Consider the following 20,984-nt stretch of genomic DNA (forward strand, 5'->3'; position numbering starts at 1 on the left):
GCGAAAGGAGCATGAGCACGGATGAAAATAACTAACGACGAATGCTGCTGTTCTGCTACGCGCAATTCCGTCGGAATTGTGACAGGTCCACTCCCCTTTCCTCACGCGGAGCTGGGCACCAGTACAGAAACTGTGCGAGCTGAACTTCAGGACCGCATGGTTCGCATAAAAGGTGGCATCTTCATCATGGGAACGAATGACCTGGAGGGCTTCTCCTCGGACGGCGAAGGCCCGGCTAGAACTGTGGAAGTGGATGATTTTTTGATTTCTCCCCATGCGGTAACTAATCAAGATTTTGCAGAATTTATTCAGGAGACTGGTTACGTGACCGAGGCGGAACAGTTCGGCTGGTCGTACGTTTTTGAATGGCTTGCGTCAGATAAGGTTCGAAATGAAGTACAACGCGTGCCTTATGGTGTGCCTTGGTGGCTTGTCGTGGAAGGCGCGTGCTGGCACAGTCCCGAAGGAAGAGATTCTAACATCGAAGGACGGACTAACCACCCCGTCGTGCACGTTAGTTGGAACGATGCCTTGGCCTATTGCGCGTGGTCCGGCACTTCCCTGCCAACCGAGGCACAATGGGAATATGCGGCTAGAGGCGGTTTGGTAGAGAAAACGTACGTATGGGGCAATGAACTACTGCCCGGTGGTGAACACCAGTGCAACATTTGGCAAGGACAGTTCCCACATGAAAATAAGGTGAAGGACGGTTACGCGGGAACGGCGCCCGTTGATGCCTATCAACCTAACGGGTATGGGCTATACAATATGGCCGGGAACGTATGGGAATGGTGCCTTGACCGTTTCACGCACAGGTATCACGAAATTACCGATACACGTAATCCGTTATTTGCAGGACATTCGGACAAAGTTTCGATGCGCGGTGGATCTTATCTGTGTCACCACTCGTATTGCAATCGGTATCGCGTTGCCGCTCGAACTGGAAATACACCAGACAGTTCGTCGGGGAACTGCGGTTTTCGAGTGGTTGCTCACTAAATTGGTGTAGAACAAATTTGGGATGGACGAGTAAAAGCCCGCTGCCATGGTAATGGGCTTTTACTACATCACATCGCAATTATGATTCTACTCACACCAAGAATTTTACCTCGATCGGGGCGAATAGCAGACTTTCGAGAGTTCTTGTTTCCTGGTGAGTACGGCCGAAATTGAATCCACATTTCATCTACTTAATAAAAAAATAGCCCCTCGTCCAAAGGGACGAGAGACCGCGGTACCACCCTGTATTAGAGCCTTCCTGCAATACGTGGACCGGACGCTCTATAATCTTTTTTCGTGGACAAAGGTTTCAAGTGTTTCATGCAGCATGCTGTCCTGTTCCGGAATCGGGAGATTAAATTTGGGACCCAAGTTGTACCAACAGCTCAGCATGTTCTTGTGCTAATTCCTTACCACTTTTGGCTTGCACTTGATGGATAAATCCGTTTAATGCGCCTTTTTTCCCTCCCTCGCTACCCGATTCCTCTGCTCTTTGTACTTTAATCAATTGTTCCTTCAGCCTCTCAGCCAGCGCTTGATCATTAGCCAGGAACTTGTCTATAAGTCCTGCTATGCCCTCATAGGTTAGAATCACTTCATAAGAAAAAGAGGAGTTTTCCGCGTTCCCTGCTATATCATCCACGGATGCATTGACCAAATGCACCCCCAGACCCGTCAAATAGGCGGGGCTATCTGCAAGCACAGCATCGCAATCACTTTTGGCTATACCTGATAATGCATCCTGAGCGGAGCATTCGATCCGAATCACATCATCCACTTCATAAACGGGTTTTCCTGAAAATTCGATTACGGGGGCCGTTTTGTCTATCTTGACTTCAATAGTCGAAGGCACCCCGGACACGCCATAAGCCGACGCTGCCCAATACGTTACTGATGTTACACCTTCTGCGCTTACTGTAAATCCTGTGCTGCTGCCAACGGTCTCACGCTGATCAATTCTCTCAGCACCCGTAGTCTCGTAGAAGAGAGAGGCTGCTCCTTCCGAGTTCAACGTTATGGAAACATCTCCATTGTGCCAGCCCTGCTCATTTGCCTTTGGATTAAAGGTAAGTTCAGTCAAGGGAGCCGTATTATCCTTAAAAGTTACAGAAAAATCGTCATAGTAAGCTGTTGAAATATTATAGCGGCTGGTTACAGCAATCAGTCTGGCATAAGCCGTTCCTTCCGGTGCCGTACCGCGTAGGGTTACTTTTTGCCATTGGTGGAGTCGCGATTCATCCAGATGCGTTTCCAAAGTCGATAAACTCTGCCCTTCCGCATTATAAAATCTGAACATGAACCCAGGCTGGCCTGATTCAATATAAATTTGGGTGCTAGCGGTATACTCTCCTCCAGGTGATACTGCGATAGGATCGCTTTGCACCGCGACGGACGCAGTACGAATCAGATCCGTTGTTTTCAGGCTGTAGTCACCCGCATAACGCTTGTCGCCGCTTCTCTCAAAATGAGCATCTCCGCTGGTCGCAAACATCGAAGTCCAGCCCGGCAGCTTTCCGTTCCCATCCGGCACCAGCTCCACCCCGGCATTGTTTACCGGCAAAGGCACCCCCGGCGGATCGGATACAATTTCTCCATCGATATTAATTCTATACAGAACCGTATTCGTTGCGAGATCAGTGAAATACAGATTACCATCCATTCCAAGATCAAATCTCGATGCATCCGTTAATGTTTTGAAATCCAGCGTTTCCGGATCAATTACCGTTAGCTTGTTGTTAAACAGGACATACAGAAGTCCGTCTTCCGACCAACGCATCGGATGATGATGCCACTGGGTGTAATAAAGTTTTGGATAGATTTTTTTATATTTTACAAGTTTGTATGTGTCCGGATCGATCGCAAAAATATATTCATAGGATGCTCCCCAGATCAATCCATCTGGTCCGAGAGACAGGTCCCCAATGAAAATAGGATCGATAAGCTCGGGAATATCCAGGGTAAACTCCGTAATTTTTTGCTCGTTCTCGACATCCCATACGAAAATTTTGGCCTCCTGCTCGCTTGGCGTGGAGCCCAGTCCGCCCCTGATGGTCGTTGATCCAAAAATCTTTCCGTCCACATAAGCGGTACTGAGCACACTCTGATTCTGAACCACATTGCGATGGACTTTGGTTTCCCCTGTCACTGTATCATGGACTGTTAGCGATCCTCCCAATGTTCCGTATCCAGAGATGGTCGAAATAAACAGTTTACCGTCCCCTTCAGACATATGCACTAGCCGTTCCTGATCGTTCCCGAGCACCGCGAGACGCTGCGGATTCGCACTCCCAGGTTCTTGATTCAGATCATAAACGTACAAGCCACCTTCCGGATAGACACCCATATAGACTTTGTTTCCAACCGGGTACACACTGTCCGCCTGACCTATGCTGAAAGGCTTTGCCGTCATGGTCTCCAAGTCAACCAACGAAGACCTGGCTTGAGAACCTGTTGTTATCAGCTGTTTATCTGATACACTTTGAAGCCGATTGACAACGCCCGGAAGTCCCGGGATAATCGGCGGTTTTACAATTACTTTTTTGGTATCGATATTCAGCATGGCTACCCCGCCGTCATAACGGACCGTAACGAGCGTTTTACCAGGCAGTTCTGAATTGTTCTGAAACTCTACCCAGTCGGCCCCCCTGAACCCACTCTCATAGGTCATGCCTGTTTCCTCTTCTTGATGCGTCGCAAGGTCAAAGGTTTTCAGTTTTTTCTCTGACATGTAATACAGCTTTCCATCCACCGAGTCGGTCGCATGAAGGCCGGTTACTTGCTGGAGCTCCACATCTAGCCATGATCCTGTTGTCGTATCGTAGATGTAACCTTCACCCGGTATACCGCTTCCGTCCGTATAACGGGCGAACAAATAACGGTTATCAATCGTACTCAGATCGTATACCGTATCGTTTTTGACGTTAAGCGAAGCGGCGATATTCGTTTTCTCACCTGTAGCCAGATCCACACGCACGATCTGTTCGTGGGCCGTACCGGCATAAATATATCCTCCCTGGTAAGCGATGGAGCGGACATATTCCTGATCCAGCACGCCAATAACGCGGCCGTAATCCCTCACTTGCTTGGTAGCAGGGTCATACTGCCAAACTTTGCCGCCAGGATAAGTCCCGACGTATACTCTCCCCTGTTCATCCGTCGTGATGCTGTTGGAGACAGACTCTCCATCAAATGAGGCCACTTGCACGGCCTCATGGGTGACTGGAGAATACTCCCATAATCGTGCGCCCGATCCTTCGGCCGCCACATAAAGCGTACCGTTCGGCGCAACCGTATGAGCCCATGAGCTTTCGGATGGCGCAAGGGAAACGGTCCGAAGCAGTTTGTACTCATCCAGGTCTATCACATTCAGATAACCTGGCTTACCTTTGCTCGTGGCATACATCACGGGTTTTCCATCCTCGTAACCTACGGTTCCGTTAAAGACAGCTACGGTGTAGTTGTTGGGAACAAGCAGTTCTTCGGGTTCGCTGAAGTTTTTTTGAGCAAGTTTGGATGCCTCTGCTGCAGCAGGAGCAGGCTGTACGGGAAACGTTACAAAAACAAGTAAACAACTCATGAACATGGTGATCAGGTTGAAAAAAGGCTTTTTCATCACTTATCTCCCCTTCTTCATGTCATTAAAAATACTTGATCAACGTAGCTAGTGCCCCTTGAGCCAAGTCGGATTGGTAATTTCCGTAGGCTTCAAACGCCTCTTCCAAAGCAAACATATGCGTGATGGCGGGACTTACTGTGATTCGCTTCTCGGCAAGCAACCTTACGTACTCGTCCATATTTCTTCCTTCCGTCCACCGCACAAAACCAATGGGATAATCCTGATTGTCTTTCTCATACTGCATATCGTACCTTCCCGGCCCGCCCGCTCTTGAGATCAGGACCTGCGCTTCTTTGCGAAACATCAAATCTCTTGAAAACTCCATGGACAAATCACCGACGATCACGACTTTTCCCCGGTCACGAAGCCACTCAAGCGACTTGTTAATCAGCTTTTCTCCGGGTCCGCCAGCGCATAAGAGGATGGAGTCAAATCCGACTCCCCCCGTCTCGTTCAACACAAAACGTTCTACTTCCTCTTCACTTGAAAAGCCTGCTTCAATTCCCATTTGCTCCCGAAGAAGCTGCACCCGTGCTTCGCTCAGGTCGTATGCAGCAGTGTGGCATGCAGCGGCTGAGGCAATTTGGGCGACAAGATTACCGAGAATACCCAGTCCAACGACAAGCACCTTGTCGCCGAACTTCACATCGGCTGTACGCAGCGCATGTATGGCAATAGCCCCAAGCCCTGTAAAGGCGGCCTCCTCAGGTTTGACGTGATGAGGCACTTTGGTTACCAGATTGGTCGGTACCGTAATCACTTCTGCATGTCTTACGTAAGGCACACCGTAACATGCCACTCGATCTCCCGGAAGAATATCCCTGACTTCACTTCCCGTTTTTTCCACAATCCCGACCGCACTATAGCCAAGATATACGGGAGATAAACCAGATCTCTTAATAGCACTCATCTCCGTACCGGGACTAATGCCTGAATATTCGGTTCTCACTTGGACATGTCGTTTGTTCAGTTCGGGTATCTCCGCTTGCAGTATCGTGACTTTTCCTTCCTTCGCGGCAACGATTTTCATTAGATATGGTTCCTCCTCATGTCTATTTAGCCTTTTTCCGATCCGAGCATCACCCCTTTAGCGAAGTACTTCTGGGCAAACGGATAGATGAGCAGAACGGGGATCATGGAAAGCACGATGGTTGCATTTTTGATGGACTGAGGGGCCAGAGCCGAACGATCCACGAGTCCCGCATCGTTTTCTGCACTGTAGATTAACATATCCCGCAGCACAACCTGCAAAGGGTATTTATCGGGATCGTTCAAGTAAATCAGCGGCAGGAAAAAGCTGTTCCAATGGCCCATGAAATAAAATAGACCGATGGAAGCAAGCGCAGGTTTGGATAAAGGAATAACAATGTTGAACAGAATCCGGTATTCGGAAGCGCCGTCAATCAGGGCCGCTTCGCGTATCTGGGAAGACATGTTTTCGTAAAAGCTTTTTAAAATGATCAGCTCCATTGTCCAGATGGCATTGGGAAGCACAAGGGCCCAAACCGAATCCGTTAACCCCAGCTGCTGCACGACCACATAAGTGGGAATAATGCCTGGATTCAGGAACATGGTTAGAACAATGGTCATCATAAAGAACTTACGTCCGAAAAATCCTTTTTGGGACAAGGGATAAGCAGCGACAGCAGTAAAGAGTAAATTCACAAACGTGCCGAATGCCGTATAAAAAATAGAATTCAGGTAGGCTCTTGGAATCGTGTCATTTTTAAGCACCTCGACATAAGCCTCCAAGTTAAGACCCTTAGGAAAAAGGAATACCTTACCCTGAACGACCGCTGCAGTATCGCTTAAAGAAACGGCTGTAATGTACACGATGGGATAGAGTGTCGCTACAGCAACAAGACTGAGTATCAGCGTATTAATGACTCCAAAAATAGATATTCTGCGCTCTCCTACCATAAGCCGTTTCCTCCCAGCCGTTTGCTGATCGCATTAGCGGATAATAGCATCACCATTGCCACCAGCGCTTCGAAAAGCCCTACAGCAGCTGCGTAACTGTAATTCGATTCAAGCAATCCCTTTCGGTAAACATAAGTTGAAAATACGTCCGCTACGTCATACGTCATCGGATTATAAAGCAGCAGCACTTTCTCATAGCCGACACGAATCAAGGAACCGGTTTTCAATATAAACATGATGAGCATCGTGGGAAATAGTCCGGGAAGCGTAACATGGCGGATCATATGGAAACGACTGGCCCCGTCCACCTTGGCCGCTTCATAGAGCGTCGGACTGATCCCCGCAATCGCCGCCAGATAAATGATCGATTCGTATCCCGCGTTCGCCCATATTTCCGAAATGACATAAATTGGACGGAACCACCCCGGATCAACGAGAAAGTATTTTTTCTCGAAACCGAACGCAGCCAGCATTTGATTCAAAATACCCTGGTTCGGAGAGAGAAAATCGATGATCATGCTGCTGATAATGACGACGGACAGGAATGCCGGCAAATAACTGAAGGTTTGAACCGATTTTTTAAACCATTTGTTTCTGACCTCGTTCAGCAGAAGGGCCAGCATGATCGGAAAAGGAAAACCGAAAATGAGCGAATACAACCCAAGGAGCAGCGTGTTCCGGAACAGCATCCAGAAATCTTGGTTCGTAAAAAACTTGATAAAATGCTCCAATCCCACCCATTCGCTGCCAAGCACTCCCGTAAATACGCTGTAGTCTTTGAAGGCAATAATCAGCCCATATAGTGGCCCGTAACGAAAGATGACGTAAAATAGGATGCAAGGAAGAAACAGCAGAAGCAGCTGCCTGTCGCGCTTGATATGATTCCACGTTTTTCTCAGACGGCTTCTGAAGCTCTTCTTGGGCACTGCTTTATGGTAAGATGTCGGATGTTCCGTGCCGATGTCTGCCATAAGATTTTCGCCTCCAATACCTTTTCCCATAAGGAGAGAACCGTTCCATGCATCGTCCTCTCCTGTTGAATTCACAGGCTTAAGGCCTTTTATTTGGACTCATCGTATCTTTTTTGAGCTTCATTATAGATCGTCATCAGTTCCTCCACGCCGCCTTTGCTGATTTGGGCTTTGAAACCTTCCCACTCGGCATCTCCGTATCCGGCGTCAAGAATATATTTCGCGTTAAATTCTTCAGCTGATTTTTGCAGCGAGGTCTGCAGCTCGGCAATTTTGGACGTTTCTTCGTCCGTAAAATTAAGGATGGGGTCAAGCGGTTCGAAACGATCCTCGTTCACGATTTTATCCTGTGCCTCCTGCTCTTTTTCCGAGAAACGATAGTAGATGCTTCGATGGTCCGGTCTTAGGTAAGCTCCTTCCAGCCACATGGCATAACGATCCTCAAGCACGGTAATATCCACAAGTGGAAGATCCTTGAGTTCAGGATATACTGGATATCCATCTTCGCCCCATTCGAAGTTAACCCCTTCCACCCCGAGGGTCATCAGTTCACTTCCGGACGGGCTGGTCAGATAGTCGAGCAGTTTGAGCGAAGTTTCCGTATTTTTGTTTTTGGCTACAGCAATGCTGAAATCCGAAACTTCTGGCAGGGTTCTGATATTGCCGGTCGGTCCGACGGGATTGGCGTACCTGAGGTCATAGTCTGGATTTTGCTCTTTGATCTGGTTGTAAAAGAGATCCAGGCGTCCAATCCAGTCAAAAGTGACAAATGATTTGTCCGTCGTCATCTTGGTCGTCCAGGAATCCTGCGTATCCGTCAAAAATTCCGGATCAAGCAGTTTTTCGTTGTACAGTTTCTTCATGAAATCGAGCATATCCTTATGCTCTGGCTGTACTGCAGCGTACTTCCAGGTGCTGTCTTTTTCATCGTAATAGGCCGGGTACTGATCTGTGTTGCCAAGCCCCCACCCGAAAGCCCAATCTCTGAAGATATTGGCTAAGCTTTTTGATGCGTAGGGGTAGGAATCGGGATACGCTTCTTTTACTTTTTTCATAGCTTCGTAAAACTCGTCCGTGTTCGTCCATTCCTTAATACCAAGCTCATCAAAAATATCCTTCCTGTACATGAATCCGTGATTCACTTTGCGATTCAGATTGTAAATAGGCCAGGTGTAAACATTGCCGGCTTCATCGCCGAAGGATTTGATGACCCAGTCGTTTTCTTCCATATATAACTTTTTGAAGTTAGGGAGCTGATCGGCGTATTCATTGATGGCAGCTACACCATTTTGTCTACCGATTTTTTTGAGTTCGGCCGGTTTTAGCCCTGTAAAAATGTCCGGCAGCTTACCGGAGGCGACAATAACTTTTAATTTATCCTGATAGGTTTGCGGAGAATAGGTTTGAAAGTTAACTTTAATGCCGGTCCGTTTTTCAAGCTCCTGGACGACCAGTTTGCTCGGACCGAGATCTTTTGCGTTGCTTGGCAGCATGTAAGTGATGATAGTCGGTTCATCTACAAGGGGCAGAGTCAAGCCGCCGGTATCACCGTACTGTCCAGGTTCCTGGGGCGGCAAGGCGGCAGAACCGCCTTTGTCCGTACCGCTGGTGCATGCGGCAAGGATTGAGGTTAACAGCGTGATCGCAAGCAGCATGGAAATCCTCTTTTTCAGCTTCATCAAACATTCCTCCTTCAGATAGGTGGATCTGATTAACAAGAGCAAGGGGTCACCCCGTATAAGGCTTTATCACATTTCCATGAGGACGGTGCATTTTTGTAGACGGCTTTGCTCTGCACATTCCAAAAACCGGATGACTTCGAGCGTTTCGGAGGGATGAACAGTGCATACACCGTTTTTGAACAAGTTCATGACAGACTTTAGAAGTTCTTTATAACTCGGTTCAAGCGGGACTTGCCGGGTGGCATTTCTGGTGTGCAGGCTTAGTCCAAAAGACTCTGAGCCACGTTGGATTCCGCGGATCGTTCCCATTCTCCCCTCTTTCCAGGTTCCGGTAATGAGATCGTTGTGATCCGTGGATAAGGCTGTTACTTCCCTGCATCCGGGGCCCATGATTCGAAACAGCAGTTCTGCCGCATGGATGCCGTACCAAAAATAATGTCCCTGTGTCGATTCGACGTGCATTGGGCCATATACGTCCGCACCCAAGATGTCCCCTCTTGTGCATTCAGGCAGGGCTTCTGCATAACGTAAGCTTGAAGCACTCATTAACGGGGTTTGATACTCTTCTGCGAGTCTGATGATTTGACTTGCGTCTCCTGTTGATAAAGCAAAAGGCTTATCGATAAATACGGGCTTACGGTAAGGACAGATTGCCTTGAACTGATCCAGATGCACCCTTCCGTCGGCACTTAAGATAAAGATGGCATCGGTGCTTTCCACAACTTGCTGAGCGGTGGGCATCAATCTCACTCCGTATTCTTGCGCCATCCGGGCGGCAAAAGTGTTAACACGGCTCACGCTGAGTGGAAAATCCGGAGATCCTCCCGCATATGCAGCCGTCACGGTCACATCTGAAAAAAGAGTCTCCTGACTTTCGTGAAGAATACGGGTAAATGCCAGGGCATGCGAACTGTCAAGTCCGATAATTCCGATATTCATGGCTGAGAAGCAAGCCTAAGCCACTCATCCAGATGCTGCTTCACAAAATCGTCATCATGAAGGTGAGGATACTGGAGGTATACACGATCGATTTCCTCTTTTTGCCCTTTGGATAAAGTCTCCTGTGGATTCAAGCACCAGATCCCTCTCATAAGACCCTGCCTTCGAAGAACCTCGTGTATCCCCGGTATGCAGCCAGCAAACTGATGGGCCGGATCAAAAAGAGCGGCATTGGCATCCGTGATCTCCACGTTGCGCGTGAGCCATTCCGGTGACAACGGCGATCCTTCCTGCTTGCGGAGTCGTTTCACTTCTTCCAGCAGCTGGACCGCTTTATGTGTCCATACAGCGAAGTGACCCAGCAACCCGCCCACGATCTGTTTCTCAATGGTGCCTTCTTCCATTTCAAAGCGATAGGTTGTGAGTAAATCTATGAGGATGTTGTCGTCATTTCCCGTGTACAGCGCAATTTTATCCCGACGGCTTGAAGAGCAAACCGCGCGCACGACATCGATGGTTTGATATCGGTTAAAAGGAGCTATTTTGATGGCGACGACATTATCGATTTCGGCAAAAGCCTGCCAAAAAGCGAAGCTCAACATACGGCCGCCGACAGAAGGCTGAAGATAAAATCCGATCACCGGCATCATATCGGCTATCCTTTCCGTACGCCGAAGCAGGTCTTTCTCGCTCCATCCGTCAAGTCCACCCATGCTCAGCAGGGCAGCATCATATCCAAGGCCTTTGCTGATTTTGGCTTCTTCCACCGCCTGTTCTATGTCCCCGCAAATGCCTGCCACTTTGATGAACGGACGTTTCAGACGAGCTTGCTCCGTTTCCTCCGCGGCCAAGCGGAGCACCCGTTCATAGAGGTTAACCTGAGGATCCCGAATCTCGAACTGGGTTGAGTGCACGCCAACCGCAATTCCGCCAGCTCCTGAAGCGATATAGTATTTTGTCAGCAGTCTTTGATAGACTTCATCCAGCTCTCTGCGTTCATTCAAGGCCAGCGGATGAGCCGGGATGACCAGGCCTTCATGGAGAGCAGCTGCCTGCTCCGGGGTAAGTGACGCTTGTGTTTTGTGCATTAAAACCTCCCCTTCCTTTCCGAAAAATGGGTTGGTTTATTCCATGTATGTCCGCCTGATTCAACCCATTCGGCAATGAAATCAATCATTTCCAGCAAGCTTACTCTCGGATAACCGAACTCGCGATACGCTTTGGCTGCATTACTGAGCAGAGCCGTTTCGGATTCGCTTCCTTCAAATGATGGTGCAAGACCGAACCGTTCGGCAAACTGCTGCGCTGCCCAGCGAACCGACATGGTTTCAGGGCCGGTTACATTCAAAATTTCGGGAGGGCTCTGGCACTTGAGCAGGCTTCTTATCGCAATTTCATTGGCATCTCCCTGCCATATTACGTTGGCATGCCCCATCGCAAGGGACACTTCCTTGCCTTCGTGCACCTTTTTGGCAATTTCGAGCAGCACCCCATAGCGTAAATCAATGGCATAGTTCAAGCGGTACATCAGCATCGGTGTGCCATACTTGTGAGAAAAGTATTCAAATATCCGCTCTCTCCCCAGTGTGGATTGTGCATATTCACCGAGAGGTTCAGGGGTTACCGATTCATCTACTCCGCCGAGACCCACTGGGGAGAAGGGATAAACATTCCCTGAAGAAAAAACGACGATCCGCGAATCTTTATACTTTTCTGCCACTCTTCCGGGCAAGTAAGTATTCATTGCCCACGTAAAATATTCTCTACCCGTTGTACCAAATTTGTTGCCTGCCATGTATATGACGTTGTCCGCTTCAGGCAGCTGCATTAACTCTTGATCGTCTAAAAGATCACAGGAAATCGTCTTTACTCCAGCCTTTTCCAGATCGTTCTTCACCTCCTGATCCTGAAATCGGGATACAGCTGTCACCTTCTTGTTCATTCCTCCAGCCTTGATGGCTTCCGCGGCCAATCTAGCAAGACTTGGACCCATCTTTCCACCTGCGCCTAAAATAAGAAGATCCCCGTCCACTTTATGTAAGTCGTTGATTAGCCGGTCTGATGCCTCCGAAAGCTTTGCTTCCAATTCAGCCACGGTCTTCATCCGAATAAGGTCACCTCTCCTTGTTAAATCCTTATGATTGGATCATATGTGGTACTTATTTTCAATAAGAAATTAGCATATGCCACTTTATCTGTCAACTGGTTCTTTTGTAGTTCATATAAAACCTCAAAAAAAGCACTACCCTTGGGAAGTGCTTTTTTTTTGGAGCTGCTATATGTTTTTTTATGAATTGAGACTGTTGGATGGAAGCAGCACTTCAGCAAGTCCCTCTTCATCCGTTAAATAAGACATGTACTGCTTCAGGCTTTCTCCGAAACGAATTTGGGTTTGCATGGAAATCGATAGATCGCGATACGTGGTGTATTTCGAACTGTAATCTCGATGAAGCTCCAACCTGGACGGTTTATTTTTAAGCTCTACGGAAAACGTTTCCGTAATATATCTGCTTGCAGGTAAACTGAATGTGTTCTGTCTGATATAGGTCTGAGCCTCGTCTGAAGTGAGATAATTCACAAAGCAGGCTGCCGTATCCTTATGGCTCGATTCTGCACTGAGAGCAATGGCTGTAGACAGAAGGAGTGTCCTATCATTCTTAAAATGAGGCAGCTGAGCGATATCAAAGGAAAAATTCGCATTCTTCAGCTCATTCAGCATGTAATACGTGGTGAGCATGACCGATACCTTCTGCTCCTTAAACAATTTCTCCGCTTCAAATTCACCTTGGGCTAAGGCAAGCGGAAATATTCCTTCCTCCGTCACAAGATCCCTGAGCCAGCGTAATCCTTCTGTAGGCAAAGGGGTTCCGTTCTGGGCTGGACTGTAATCGAGCGAAGATGGATCGTCCTCATTTTGCATCCAGAAAATAGGCCATCGGTTCATGGAAAATAATTGAAAAGCAATGCTGTAGCGATGAGGCGCCTTGAGCTCCCTGAGCAGCGCTGCCAGCTCATCCCAGCTCCAACTGCTGTTAGGTTCTCCAAGTCTTTTCTCTCTCAGGTGCTCCTTGTTGTAACACAAAATAACGGGTGAGTACACGAAAGGCTGGGCTGCCAAAATACCCGATTCCTTCTCAAAATAAGGTGTAAGAAAAGGATATATATGATCGTGTCGATCCTGATCGACAAGCAAATCAAGGTATTTTCTTTCCTGGAATTGGTACATATCCTGCAGATTGATCGTTAACGCATCCACAATCCCTAGTTTGATGAGGTTGGCGATACTGTCCGAATTCATGTAAGGAAGCTCAATCGTTTCCACATGAATATGTGGATATTTCTCGTGGAATCGTTCAATCAATTCCTCCATCCCCGCTTCCTTATACAACGAGGGGTAAACGCCAAAACGGATGGTTTCCTTGGCAGCAGGCTTTGCCACCTGTGTGCCCACCCGTGGAATTTTAATAATCAATCCCTCCTGAACAAGCTCATCCAGAACGTATCTCACGGAGTTTTTACTTAGTTTGTACTGCTCTGTTAGTGCCAACTCGGAAGGCAGATATTCCCCCGGACTGTATGCTCCGGAGTTAATTTTTTGCTTCAGATCGGCAGACATATGTCTTGTTCTGGTCTGAAAAGTATGACGATCGATTTTCGCCATGGGCCATTTCCACCTATCCTCTTCATCTATTTATGGTCTAGCTATAATTCATTGTAATTCCTAATTATTATTTTTATTATACCAGATATGAACCAGTTTCGCAGTAGTGAGTACATTAATTCACTTAAAATAAAATTTTGAAATTTTTCACGTCTTTTTGGAAACTTTAGATACAATTTACACGGGGTTCTAAACCACTCATTCCATGAAGGATTTATCGGATTCAAAAAAACCACCACAGATGCTTATCCTATGGCGGTTTTGCGAAATGATCAAGCTTTCAATGACTCTATTTTACACAATGAAAAATAAACGATCCATTTTCAGAATTTGCGTATTTAAACTCCCAATCGCCATATGTTTCAATTTTCGAAAAACCTATTTGTTTTAGCGACTCATCAAATTCTTCTTGATTTCGGAATCTTAGCTGCATTTTTTCATGAACTAGGACTTTGTCTGTTTTTGTATTTTTTACAATTTCATAGAAGGTATAAATATCTCCCTCAAACCCTTCATATTCTGTATAGATTTCTAAAGGATCTCCACTTATCCTATCTTTAGCTAAGTCAGGAGTCTCATCCTTCTCCCATTCTTTCCATACTTTTACCAAAGGGTTTCTTGTATCAAAAATAAAGTGACCGCCCATTTTTAGGGAACGGAATACGTCAGAAATGACTTGCTTCCAACTATCATCTGTAAGAAATACCTGTGCAACATTGGCTGTCATAACTACCGCATCATAGGTATTGGTTTGTAAATCCGAACTATCACCTACAATCCATTTCACATTGCCTGAATTATCTTTAATTCTCGCCACTTCAATCGCTTCTTCATTGGGGTCTATAGCTGTAATTTTGTAACCGTACTGAACAAGATGAGTAGTCCATCTTCCTGTTCCACAGCCTAGGTCTGCTATAAATTCTACTTTTAATCTCTTTAGCAATGAAAGGAAAAATTCATCGTCTTTTCCCCAATGGTTAATCTGGTCATATACTAATGGAATCATAAATAATGTCTCTCCACTTTCTATAGCATTTTACTATGGTCTTTATAATAAATGGTTCAATAAACAAGGGTCAAAGGAATTGTTAATTATATTTAAAAATCACCTCTCACTTCGTTTGCATGATCCCGGACACGTTAAACGCTGAATCTGGATATTACAAAAGTATAAACTGATATTCCTGATATCATTGTTTAAACTATCCTGCCCGTTAGTTGAACCAAAGCAGCCGATCACGTTGATCTGCTGCTTTCTTTGTTTTATTAAGCTATCGGTTCCCAACAGTATTATGAATTGTGATTAATAGTTCCCCTGAGTACATATGGTGCTGATGATTTACCAATTATTAATCCCTTTAACTCACTTGGTATATGGATATATTCTTCTGCTCTTTGAGGTTCCATCCAAGAGACTTCCTCAATTTCTTCTGGAAATGAGATATTTATTTCTCCACCAATTACATTCCCTCTAAAGGTGAAAAAAATTGTATGATGTTCCCTATCTACAAAAAACGCTTCACTTACACTGAAAATACCCCTTTTTGGCCATGAAAATATCCCCTCCAAGTGTCACTTGAACCCTACGATAACATGAAGGTTTTTTTCAAGTGTCTACTTAAAGGGGATAATAAGTTTAGATTACACACCAGACCTGGCCCAGCACCGACGATTACCATTGTTTTCATTCCTTACTCACCTTCTTAATGTGTAAGATATACGTCTTCTTTGGTGGATTGATTTTTCAGAACCAGATCATTTGCAGAGAAATCTATGGCGTACAATTGTATATTTGAACACCATAGATTTCTGTATAATACTGATTTTTTGATCTAACTACTCCTTAGCTCTTTTGTGCTTCTAATTCTTTCAAGGTAGGATAGTCCGTGTAACCTTTGCTTCCCGCCGCGAAGAAGGTTTGGGGATCTGCATCATTTAATGGAGCCCCTATTTTAAGGCGTTCTACTAAATCCGGGTTGGCTAATGACCATGCACCGACCGGTACAATATCAGCTATACCGTTATCAAGATCAATACTCAGATCTTCCAGTGCACGTCCCGCCCGGTTGACTAACAATGGATTGGTCCAAATGGAGCGGACGTCCTGGAGCAGCTTTTCATCTCCAAGATGCATTACATGAAGGTAAGCCAAATCCAGCTTCGCTAATTCTTTGACCAGGTAGAGATAAAGTTCAGGACCTTGTTCCCCATCCTGAATTCCTCCGAGAGGGGTTCCCGGTGAAATACGGAAGCCTGTTCTAGCTGCGCCAATTTCTTCTACGACGGCTTTCGTCACTTCAATCGCGAAGCGGGCCCGGTTTTCGATCGATCCCCCATATTCATCTGTCCGTGTATTCGAATTTTCACCGATAAATTGATTAATGAGATATCCATTGGCTCCGTGAATTTCAACGCCGTCTGCACCGGCTTCAATAGCCGCTGCTGCTGCTTTGCGGAAATCGGCAATGGTCGTCTGAATATCCTCTTTGTTTAACTCGCGCGGAACAGGGATGTCCTGCATTCCTGTAGCGGTAAACATCTGAACACCGGGAGCAATCGCTGACGGCGCAACGGGCTGACGATGATGAGGTGTATTGTCGGGATGCGACATACGGCCAGCATGCATTAACTGGATGTACATAAATCCGCCTGCTGCATGAACTGCATCTGTAACCTTTTTCCACCCTTCAATGTGCTGTTCCGTATAGATCCCCGGCGACCATAAGTATCCTTGACCATCGTCAGAAGGCTGTGCACCTTCCGTAATCAGAAGTCCCATTGATGCTCTTTGTGCATAATACAGGGCGCTTAATTCTCCTGGTGTACCATCTTCTTCTGCTCTGCTGCGTGTCATGGGAGCCATGGCTAAACGATGCGGTAATTCCATGTTTCCGACTTTAATTTCACTCCATAATTTTTTCATTTTGTACACTCCTCTTTAAATTTAGTTCAAACCGTAATTGTGATTAGGAAAGATGCGGGTAAAGTGTAGAAACGCCGCCTGCAAGCCCAGCTTGGATCATCCGGCTGTTATCGTCGGCAAGAATTTCAAAGCTGCCCGCTGCTATGCCATCAATAGCCATTTTCGCAACATCTGAAGGATTCGATTTGGGAGCGTCCAGGCCGGCTGTCATGTCTGTCTCCATATAACCCACATGTAATCCTGCTACTCTAATATGACGAGGGTACAAATTCAAACGGAGATCATTCGTCAACGCCCATGCTGCAGCCTTCGCAGCTGTATATGCACCTGCAGCTCCGCCACTAAACCAAGATAATACGGAAAGAATATTCAGCACCGATCCTCCACCGTTGTTTTCAATGACCGGTGCAAAAGCGCGAACCATGGATAACGTACCGAAAAAATGCGTATCCAATTCCAACTGGATTTTTTCCATATCCCCTTCCAGCAAAGAAGCACCTGTAGATGATCCTGCATTGTTGATTAAAATCGTAACATCCTTAGCAAGGTTGGCAGCTGCTGCTACCTCTTGAGGGTTGGTTACATCAAGCTTAACAGGTGTAACCCCTGGAATATCGATGGTCTCCGGATTTCTTGCTCCTGCGTAAACCTTAGCCCCTCTAGATAGAAGTTCAAGCGTAAGCTGGCGGCCAAGCCCCCGGTTTGCTCCAGTAACAAATGCGACTTGTTCAGAAATGTTCATTGTATTAGCTCCTTTTTTTTGAATGTAATTAATCATTTTATAAATCAGGGATCGAAAGGCTAAATCATTCAAGAATGATCATTCTAATAAGCGTAGAATAAAGCACCCTTTATAAAAGGTTATTTGAATGAAGGAAAGATTGAACGATTCAAGAACGATCATACTAGAAAATGCACAGGGAATGATACAATAATCTTCTCAACCAGTACTTCAATAATTATTTAGATAAAAGTTTAATCGATACATCGGCCATATGTTGCAATTTTTCTTTGCGTATAGAGGTTCTTCTCATAACTCTTATCCCTACATAAATCGCATGCAAATGTTCTGCTTGGTCTTCGGCACTATATTCAGCGCTAAACTCTCCACTCTGCTGTCCCCACTGTATAATATCTTTGAACAACTGTTCTGATAAAGAAAACAAATCTGTGATCTTTTTATCCACCTCGGTATCCCGCATTGCCAATTCCACTGCTGAATTTACCATCAAACAACCGGAAGGTGAGTCATTTACACTACAGATTACGGAACTGAAAATAAGCTGTAATGCCTCCGTAGCAGTCTTAGAGCGTTTAACTTCTCCTACAAGCCCATCACATAACTTATCGTGAAATCGGTCCAGGGCTTTCAAAAATAGCGTGTGTTTATCGCCAAAGGTGTCATATAAACTTCTTCGATGAATTCCCATATGCTCAACTAGGTCAGATATCGATGTTTTTTCGTAACCTTGTTCCCAGAAGAGCTTCATCGCCTTTTCTAATACCTCATTATCTTCGAATTCTTTGCTTCTTGCCATTCGATTCCCTCCCTGTTTCTCAATATAACATATTGAGAACGATCGGTAAAGAATTTTATACATATCAATCTTTAATGTTCTGCTCCCTTTGATTTAAGTAGCATTTGCCCCCAAGTATGTGTGATAAAATCTGGAGCAAACTTCATGGAAAAGCGCATAACTTTCGTAAATCCTGCATTCACTCGCAGTTTGTTTTTCTGCATCCCTCTAATACCGACATGTACAAGCTTCTCCAAAGGCAAAGAAATGATCTTATTCAAGAAGCCTTCGTCAAAAGTGTCAGTGAGATTGGTTTCAGAAATTACGGGTGGACAAAGTTCCATTACATGGATGTTTTTACCTTTGGCCCGGATTTGCTCACGCAATGCATCACTGAACATGTGAATACCGGCCTTTGTAGCAGAATACGTTGGTGCGTTGGCAACTGTAATATTAGCAAGTAGAGAGCTAACGTTAACAATCATTGCCTCCTGTTGTTTGGCTAACAATGGCAATAATGCCTTGGTAATATATATTGTTCCGTTCAAATTTGTGGCGATTTCAATAGTAAGTTGCTCGTAGGTGACAGTTTCATCAAACAAATCGAATTCGTGTATTACACCTGCATTATTTAAGATAATATCCAGTTTGGGATAGTGAATTATTAGTTCTTTAGCAAGATGCCCTACACTATCCGGATCACTAACATCAGCCACTATGCCGATAAGCCCGGGATTGTTTTCTACGATCTGGTCGATTCGTTGTTGCGAACGCCCCGTTATGATTACAGTATTCTCCATATCGAGCAAACGTTTCGCAAAAGCAAAACCAATTCCAGACGTACCGCCGGTCACCAAAATTGTTCTACCTTTTAATTTCATGATCATCACCCACTTTCAATATGGCCTTGATTGCGTGTTCTTTAGAATCGAATAATAACTTTCCCTTGGGGATGACCTGTAGCAACCAGATTTAGGGCTTCATTAATATCTTCAATATGGAACACTGTAGGATCCACCGCGGGTACAATTCTGTTCTCTTCAATAATTTTTGTGATATTCCGTAATTGTTCTCCATCGCTGCGTACAAAGACGAAATGATATTCGATCTTCTTTTTCTTTGCTTTGTGATCATACTTAGCCCCAGCAATACTGAATAGCTTTTGTTTCCAACCTGCCAAGCCCATAGTTTTAGCGAATCGTTTGTTTGGCCCGGTTCGTAGAGAAAGAAGATGACCGCCTGGTTTAATAATAGAGAGTTCACGATCAAATTCACTGGGTCCCAAGGTATCAATCACATAATCAAGATCACGAAGTCGTTCCCAATAGTTCTCGGTCGTGTAATCAATGTATTGATCCGCTCCAGCGGCCATTGTGCGTTCGCGGGCTTTTGGACTTCCACTTACGATGACCTTAAGCCCCATGCTTTTCGCGATAGGAATAGCCATTTGGCCAAATGAACCAGAGCCGCCGGGAATGAACAAGCTTTCGCCAGCTTTAGCGGCTAGCTCTTCATGTAAACTTTGATAGGCTGTCAACCCTGTTAAAGGCGCAGCCGCACCGGTTACAAAATCCAGATTAACCGGTAAGTGAGCGATGGCATCCGAATGAATCGCTACGTATTCGGCAAACGCTCCGATTTTTTGCAGCGGCAGGCGTGAATAAATGATATCACCAACTTGGAAACCAGTGACGTTCTTGCCAATCTTCTCGACAATCCCTGTGAGCTCATTACCAAGTGTCAGTGGGAACTCATAGTCCTGAATTAACTTCACGCTTCCAGTAGCGATAAGCAGTTCCAAATGGTTAACCGCCGCAGCTTTCACCTTAACCAAAACTTCGTGATCCGTTATTTCCGGGACTGGGATATCATGCACTTCTACTTTAAACTGTTTTGAATATTTGGTAATCTGTGCTGCCTTCATAAAAATATCCTCCTATACGCAATTTACCAAGTAACATTTATTATATTTTGTAACTTGCACAGCAAGCATAATATCATTGGTTACAAAAGTCAACATTTGTTACTATATATTTTATATGCTAAAATAAAGGTATAATTATCGGTCCGTAAAAACTAATTTACGAAAGAAGGGTTGGCAGCACGGTGTGACACTGGGGTATTTTAGTAACTGATCGCTTTAAAACGCCCCATATTCACCTGCCCTAACAAATGGCTAAAATCACGCAACAGCTAATTATTGAAACCGCCGAGGCATTAATTGAGCGCACGGAGAAATCCGAAGTGACACTCTCACAAATAGCGGATGAATTGAATATCACCCATGCAGCACTCTATAAGCATTTTAAAAATAAACAAGAACTCTGGGCAGCTGTATCTAAAAACTGGTTCAATCGGATGATTTCAGAACAAATCAGTATAAACATGGCTAATTTGGCCTCACCGCAGGAAGTGCTCCATGATTGGCTTTGGGCATTCGTGAATGCCAAAAAACGCGCTTATAATGAGAATCCCCAAATGTTCGCTTTGAATACACAATATGTGGATAATAATCCATTGGTATTACGTGATGTGCTCTGGGATTCATATCAAATTATTGACGGGTTTATGGATTATCACGATCCTCACTTTGAACGGGCAGAGGCAATCCTATCTGCGTTTGCAGTTTTTAGTCTCCCCTCTTTTAAAGAATCCTGGAATTCACCAGACTACCAAGAGCGGTTTGAACGCATCTGGAGTTTAATCAAACAGGGGGTTTGAAATGATATCCTATTAAAACAAGGAGCAATTGAATA

18 protein-coding genes are annotated in these 20,984 nt (G+C 45.5%); 2 read left to right on the top strand and 16 right to left on the bottom strand.

Features of this window, described 5'->3' with window-relative positions; translation table 11 throughout:
- The first annotated feature begins 21 nt into the window (after positions 1-21).
- Complete coding sequence (locus AAIH57_RS06290; protein WP_430020966.1) at positions 22-999, top strand: formylglycine-generating enzyme family protein; 978 nt, start codon at positions 22-24, stop codon at positions 997-999.
- Positions 1,000-1,354: 355 nt separating this feature from the next.
- Here AAIH57_RS06290 and AAIH57_RS06295 read toward each other — a convergent pair whose 3' ends face one another.
- The 16 genes from AAIH57_RS06295 to AAIH57_RS06370 all read right to left on the bottom strand — a co-directional run bounded on the left by AAIH57_RS06295 (position 1,355) and on the right by AAIH57_RS06370 (position 20,152).
- Positions 1,355-4,612 (bottom strand): hypothetical protein, encoded by a 3,258-nt coding sequence (locus tag AAIH57_RS06295; RefSeq protein WP_430020967.1) that lies wholly within the window; start codon positions 4,610-4,612, stop codon positions 1,355-1,357.
- Positions 4,613-4,637: 25 nt separating this feature from the next.
- A complete protein-coding gene (locus AAIH57_RS06300; RefSeq protein WP_430020968.1) occupies positions 4,638-5,645 on the bottom strand; it encodes a zinc-dependent alcohol dehydrogenase in 1,008 nt (335 codons plus the stop codon).
- Between the two features lie 26 nt (positions 5,646-5,671).
- Entirely contained in the window at positions 5,672-6,535 is an 864-nt protein-coding gene (locus AAIH57_RS06305) for a carbohydrate ABC transporter permease (protein WP_175398677.1), read from the bottom strand.
- The gene (locus AAIH57_RS06310; protein WP_430020969.1) at positions 6,529-7,506 is read right to left on the bottom strand and encodes an ABC transporter permease; all 978 of its coding nucleotides are present in this window, start codon (positions 7,504-7,506) and stop codon (positions 6,529-6,531) included. The genes AAIH57_RS06305 and AAIH57_RS06310 overlap by 7 nt, the downstream gene beginning before the upstream one ends.
- Positions 7,507-7,595: 89 nt before the next feature.
- A complete protein-coding gene (locus AAIH57_RS06315) occupies positions 7,596-9,185 on the bottom strand; it encodes an extracellular solute-binding protein (RefSeq protein WP_430020970.1) in 1,590 nt (529 codons plus the stop codon).
- A gap of 69 nt (positions 9,186-9,254) precedes the next feature.
- Positions 9,255-10,127 (bottom strand): Gfo/Idh/MocA family protein, encoded by an 873-nt coding sequence (locus AAIH57_RS06320; RefSeq protein WP_175398680.1) that lies wholly within the window; start codon positions 10,125-10,127, stop codon positions 9,255-9,257.
- Positions 10,124-11,215 carry a dihydrodipicolinate synthase family protein gene (locus AAIH57_RS06325; RefSeq protein WP_430020971.1) on the bottom strand — a complete coding sequence of 364 codons (1,092 nt, stop codon included), beginning with the start codon at positions 11,213-11,215 and terminating at the stop codon, positions 10,124-10,126. The genes AAIH57_RS06320 and AAIH57_RS06325 overlap by 4 nt, the downstream gene beginning before the upstream one ends.
- On the bottom strand, positions 11,215-12,231 hold the full coding sequence (locus tag AAIH57_RS06330) for an NAD-dependent epimerase/dehydratase family protein (RefSeq protein WP_430020972.1): 1,017 nt from the start codon (positions 12,229-12,231) through the stop codon (positions 11,215-11,217). The genes AAIH57_RS06325 and AAIH57_RS06330 overlap by 1 nt, the downstream gene beginning before the upstream one ends.
- A gap of 183 nt (positions 12,232-12,414) precedes the next feature.
- Complete coding sequence (locus AAIH57_RS06335; protein WP_430020973.1) at positions 12,415-13,788, bottom strand: extracellular solute-binding protein; 1,374 nt, start codon at positions 13,786-13,788, stop codon at positions 12,415-12,417.
- Between the two features lie 289 nt (positions 13,789-14,077).
- On the bottom strand, positions 14,078-14,794 hold the full coding sequence (locus AAIH57_RS06340; protein WP_430020974.1) for a class I SAM-dependent methyltransferase: 717 nt from the start codon (positions 14,792-14,794) through the stop codon (positions 14,078-14,080).
- A 284-nt stretch (positions 14,795-15,078) separates the two neighbouring features.
- Entirely contained in the window at positions 15,079-15,357 is a 279-nt protein-coding gene (locus tag AAIH57_RS06345; protein ID WP_430020975.1) for a hypothetical protein, read from the bottom strand.
- A 274-nt stretch (positions 15,358-15,631) separates the two neighbouring features.
- The gene (locus tag AAIH57_RS06350) at positions 15,632-16,711 is read right to left on the bottom strand and encodes an alkene reductase (protein ID WP_430020976.1); all 1,080 of its coding nucleotides are present in this window, start codon (positions 16,709-16,711) and stop codon (positions 15,632-15,634) included.
- 43 nt (positions 16,712-16,754) lie between these two features.
- Positions 16,755-17,453, bottom strand: a complete 699-nt coding sequence (locus tag AAIH57_RS06355; RefSeq protein ID WP_430020977.1) for an SDR family oxidoreductase — start codon at positions 17,451-17,453, stop codon at positions 16,755-16,757.
- Positions 17,454-17,670: 217 nt separating this feature from the next.
- A complete protein-coding gene (locus AAIH57_RS06360; protein ID WP_430020978.1) occupies positions 17,671-18,249 on the bottom strand; it encodes a TetR/AcrR family transcriptional regulator in 579 nt (192 codons plus the stop codon).
- A gap of 71 nt (positions 18,250-18,320) precedes the next feature.
- Positions 18,321-19,109: an SDR family oxidoreductase gene (locus tag AAIH57_RS06365; RefSeq protein WP_175398689.1), complete on the bottom strand. Its 789-nt coding sequence runs from the start codon at positions 19,107-19,109 to the stop codon at positions 18,321-18,323.
- A gap of 41 nt (positions 19,110-19,150) precedes the next feature.
- Complete coding sequence (locus AAIH57_RS06370; protein WP_175398690.1) at positions 19,151-20,152, bottom strand: NADP-dependent oxidoreductase; 1,002 nt, start codon at positions 20,150-20,152, stop codon at positions 19,151-19,153.
- A gap of 248 nt (positions 20,153-20,400) precedes the next feature.
- On the opposite strand from AAIH57_RS06370, the gene AAIH57_RS06375 reads away from it, so the two are divergent.
- Positions 20,401-20,949, top strand: a complete 549-nt coding sequence (locus AAIH57_RS06375) for a TetR/AcrR family transcriptional regulator (RefSeq protein WP_175398691.1) — start codon at positions 20,401-20,403, stop codon at positions 20,947-20,949.
- The last annotated feature ends 35 nt before the right edge of the window (positions 20,950-20,984 follow it).

The sequence above is a fragment of the Paenibacillus sp. MABNR03 genome, from assembly GCF_050455445.1.
GTDB lineage: Bacteria > Bacillota > Bacilli > Paenibacillales > Paenibacillaceae > Paenibacillus > Paenibacillus xylanilyticus.

What these genes read in the sequence shown, in the direction of transcription:
- AAIH57_RS06325 (WP_430020971.1), bottom strand. Translation starts at nt 11,215, where the DNA reads ATGCACAAAACACAAGCGTCACTTACCCCGGAGCAGGCAGCTGCTCTC.
- AAIH57_RS06305 (WP_175398677.1), bottom strand. Translation starts at nt 6,535, where the DNA reads ATGGTAGGAGAGCGCAGAATATCTATTTTTGGAGTCATTAATACGCTG.
- AAIH57_RS06310 (WP_430020969.1), bottom strand. Translation starts at nt 7,506, where the DNA reads ATGGCAGACATCGGCACGGAACATCCGACATCTTACCATAAAGCAGTG.
- AAIH57_RS06335 (WP_430020973.1), bottom strand. Translation starts at nt 13,788, where the DNA reads ATGGCGAAAATCGATCGTCATACTTTTCAGACCAGAACAAGACATATG.
- AAIH57_RS06330 (WP_430020972.1), bottom strand. Translation starts at nt 12,231, where the DNA reads ATGAAGACCGTGGCTGAATTGGAAGCAAAGCTTTCGGAGGCATCAGAC.
- AAIH57_RS06360 (WP_430020978.1), bottom strand. Translation starts at nt 18,249, where the DNA reads ATGGCAAGAAGCAAAGAATTCGAAGATAATGAGGTATTAGAAAAGGCG.
- AAIH57_RS06355 (WP_430020977.1), bottom strand. Translation starts at nt 17,453, where the DNA reads ATGAACATTTCTGAACAAGTCGCATTTGTTACTGGAGCAAACCGGGGG.
- AAIH57_RS06290 (WP_430020966.1), top strand. Translation starts at nt 22, where the DNA reads ATGAAAATAACTAACGACGAATGCTGCTGTTCTGCTACGCGCAATTCC.
- AAIH57_RS06300 (WP_430020968.1), bottom strand. Translation starts at nt 5,645, where the DNA reads ATGAAAATCGTTGCCGCGAAGGAAGGAAAAGTCACGATACTGCAAGCG.
- AAIH57_RS06370 (WP_175398690.1), bottom strand. Translation starts at nt 20,152, where the DNA reads ATGAAGGCAGCACAGATTACCAAATATTCAAAACAGTTTAAAGTAGAA.
- AAIH57_RS06315 (WP_430020970.1), bottom strand. Translation starts at nt 9,185, where the DNA reads ATGAAGCTGAAAAAGAGGATTTCCATGCTGCTTGCGATCACGCTGTTA.
- AAIH57_RS06365 (WP_175398689.1), bottom strand. Translation starts at nt 19,109, where the DNA reads ATGAAATTAAAAGGTAGAACAATTTTGGTGACCGGCGGTACGTCTGGA.
- AAIH57_RS06350 (WP_430020976.1), bottom strand. Translation starts at nt 16,711, where the DNA reads ATGAAAAAATTATGGAGTGAAATTAAAGTCGGAAACATGGAATTACCG.
- AAIH57_RS06320 (WP_175398680.1), bottom strand. Translation starts at nt 10,127, where the DNA reads ATGAATATCGGAATTATCGGACTTGACAGTTCGCATGCCCTGGCATTT.
- AAIH57_RS06295 (WP_430020967.1), bottom strand. Translation starts at nt 4,612, where the DNA reads ATGAAAAAGCCTTTTTTCAACCTGATCACCATGTTCATGAGTTGTTTA.
- AAIH57_RS06340 (WP_430020974.1), bottom strand. Translation starts at nt 14,794, where the DNA reads ATGATTCCATTAGTATATGACCAGATTAACCATTGGGGAAAAGACGAT.
- AAIH57_RS06375 (WP_175398691.1), top strand. Translation starts at nt 20,401, where the DNA reads ATGGCTAAAATCACGCAACAGCTAATTATTGAAACCGCCGAGGCATTA.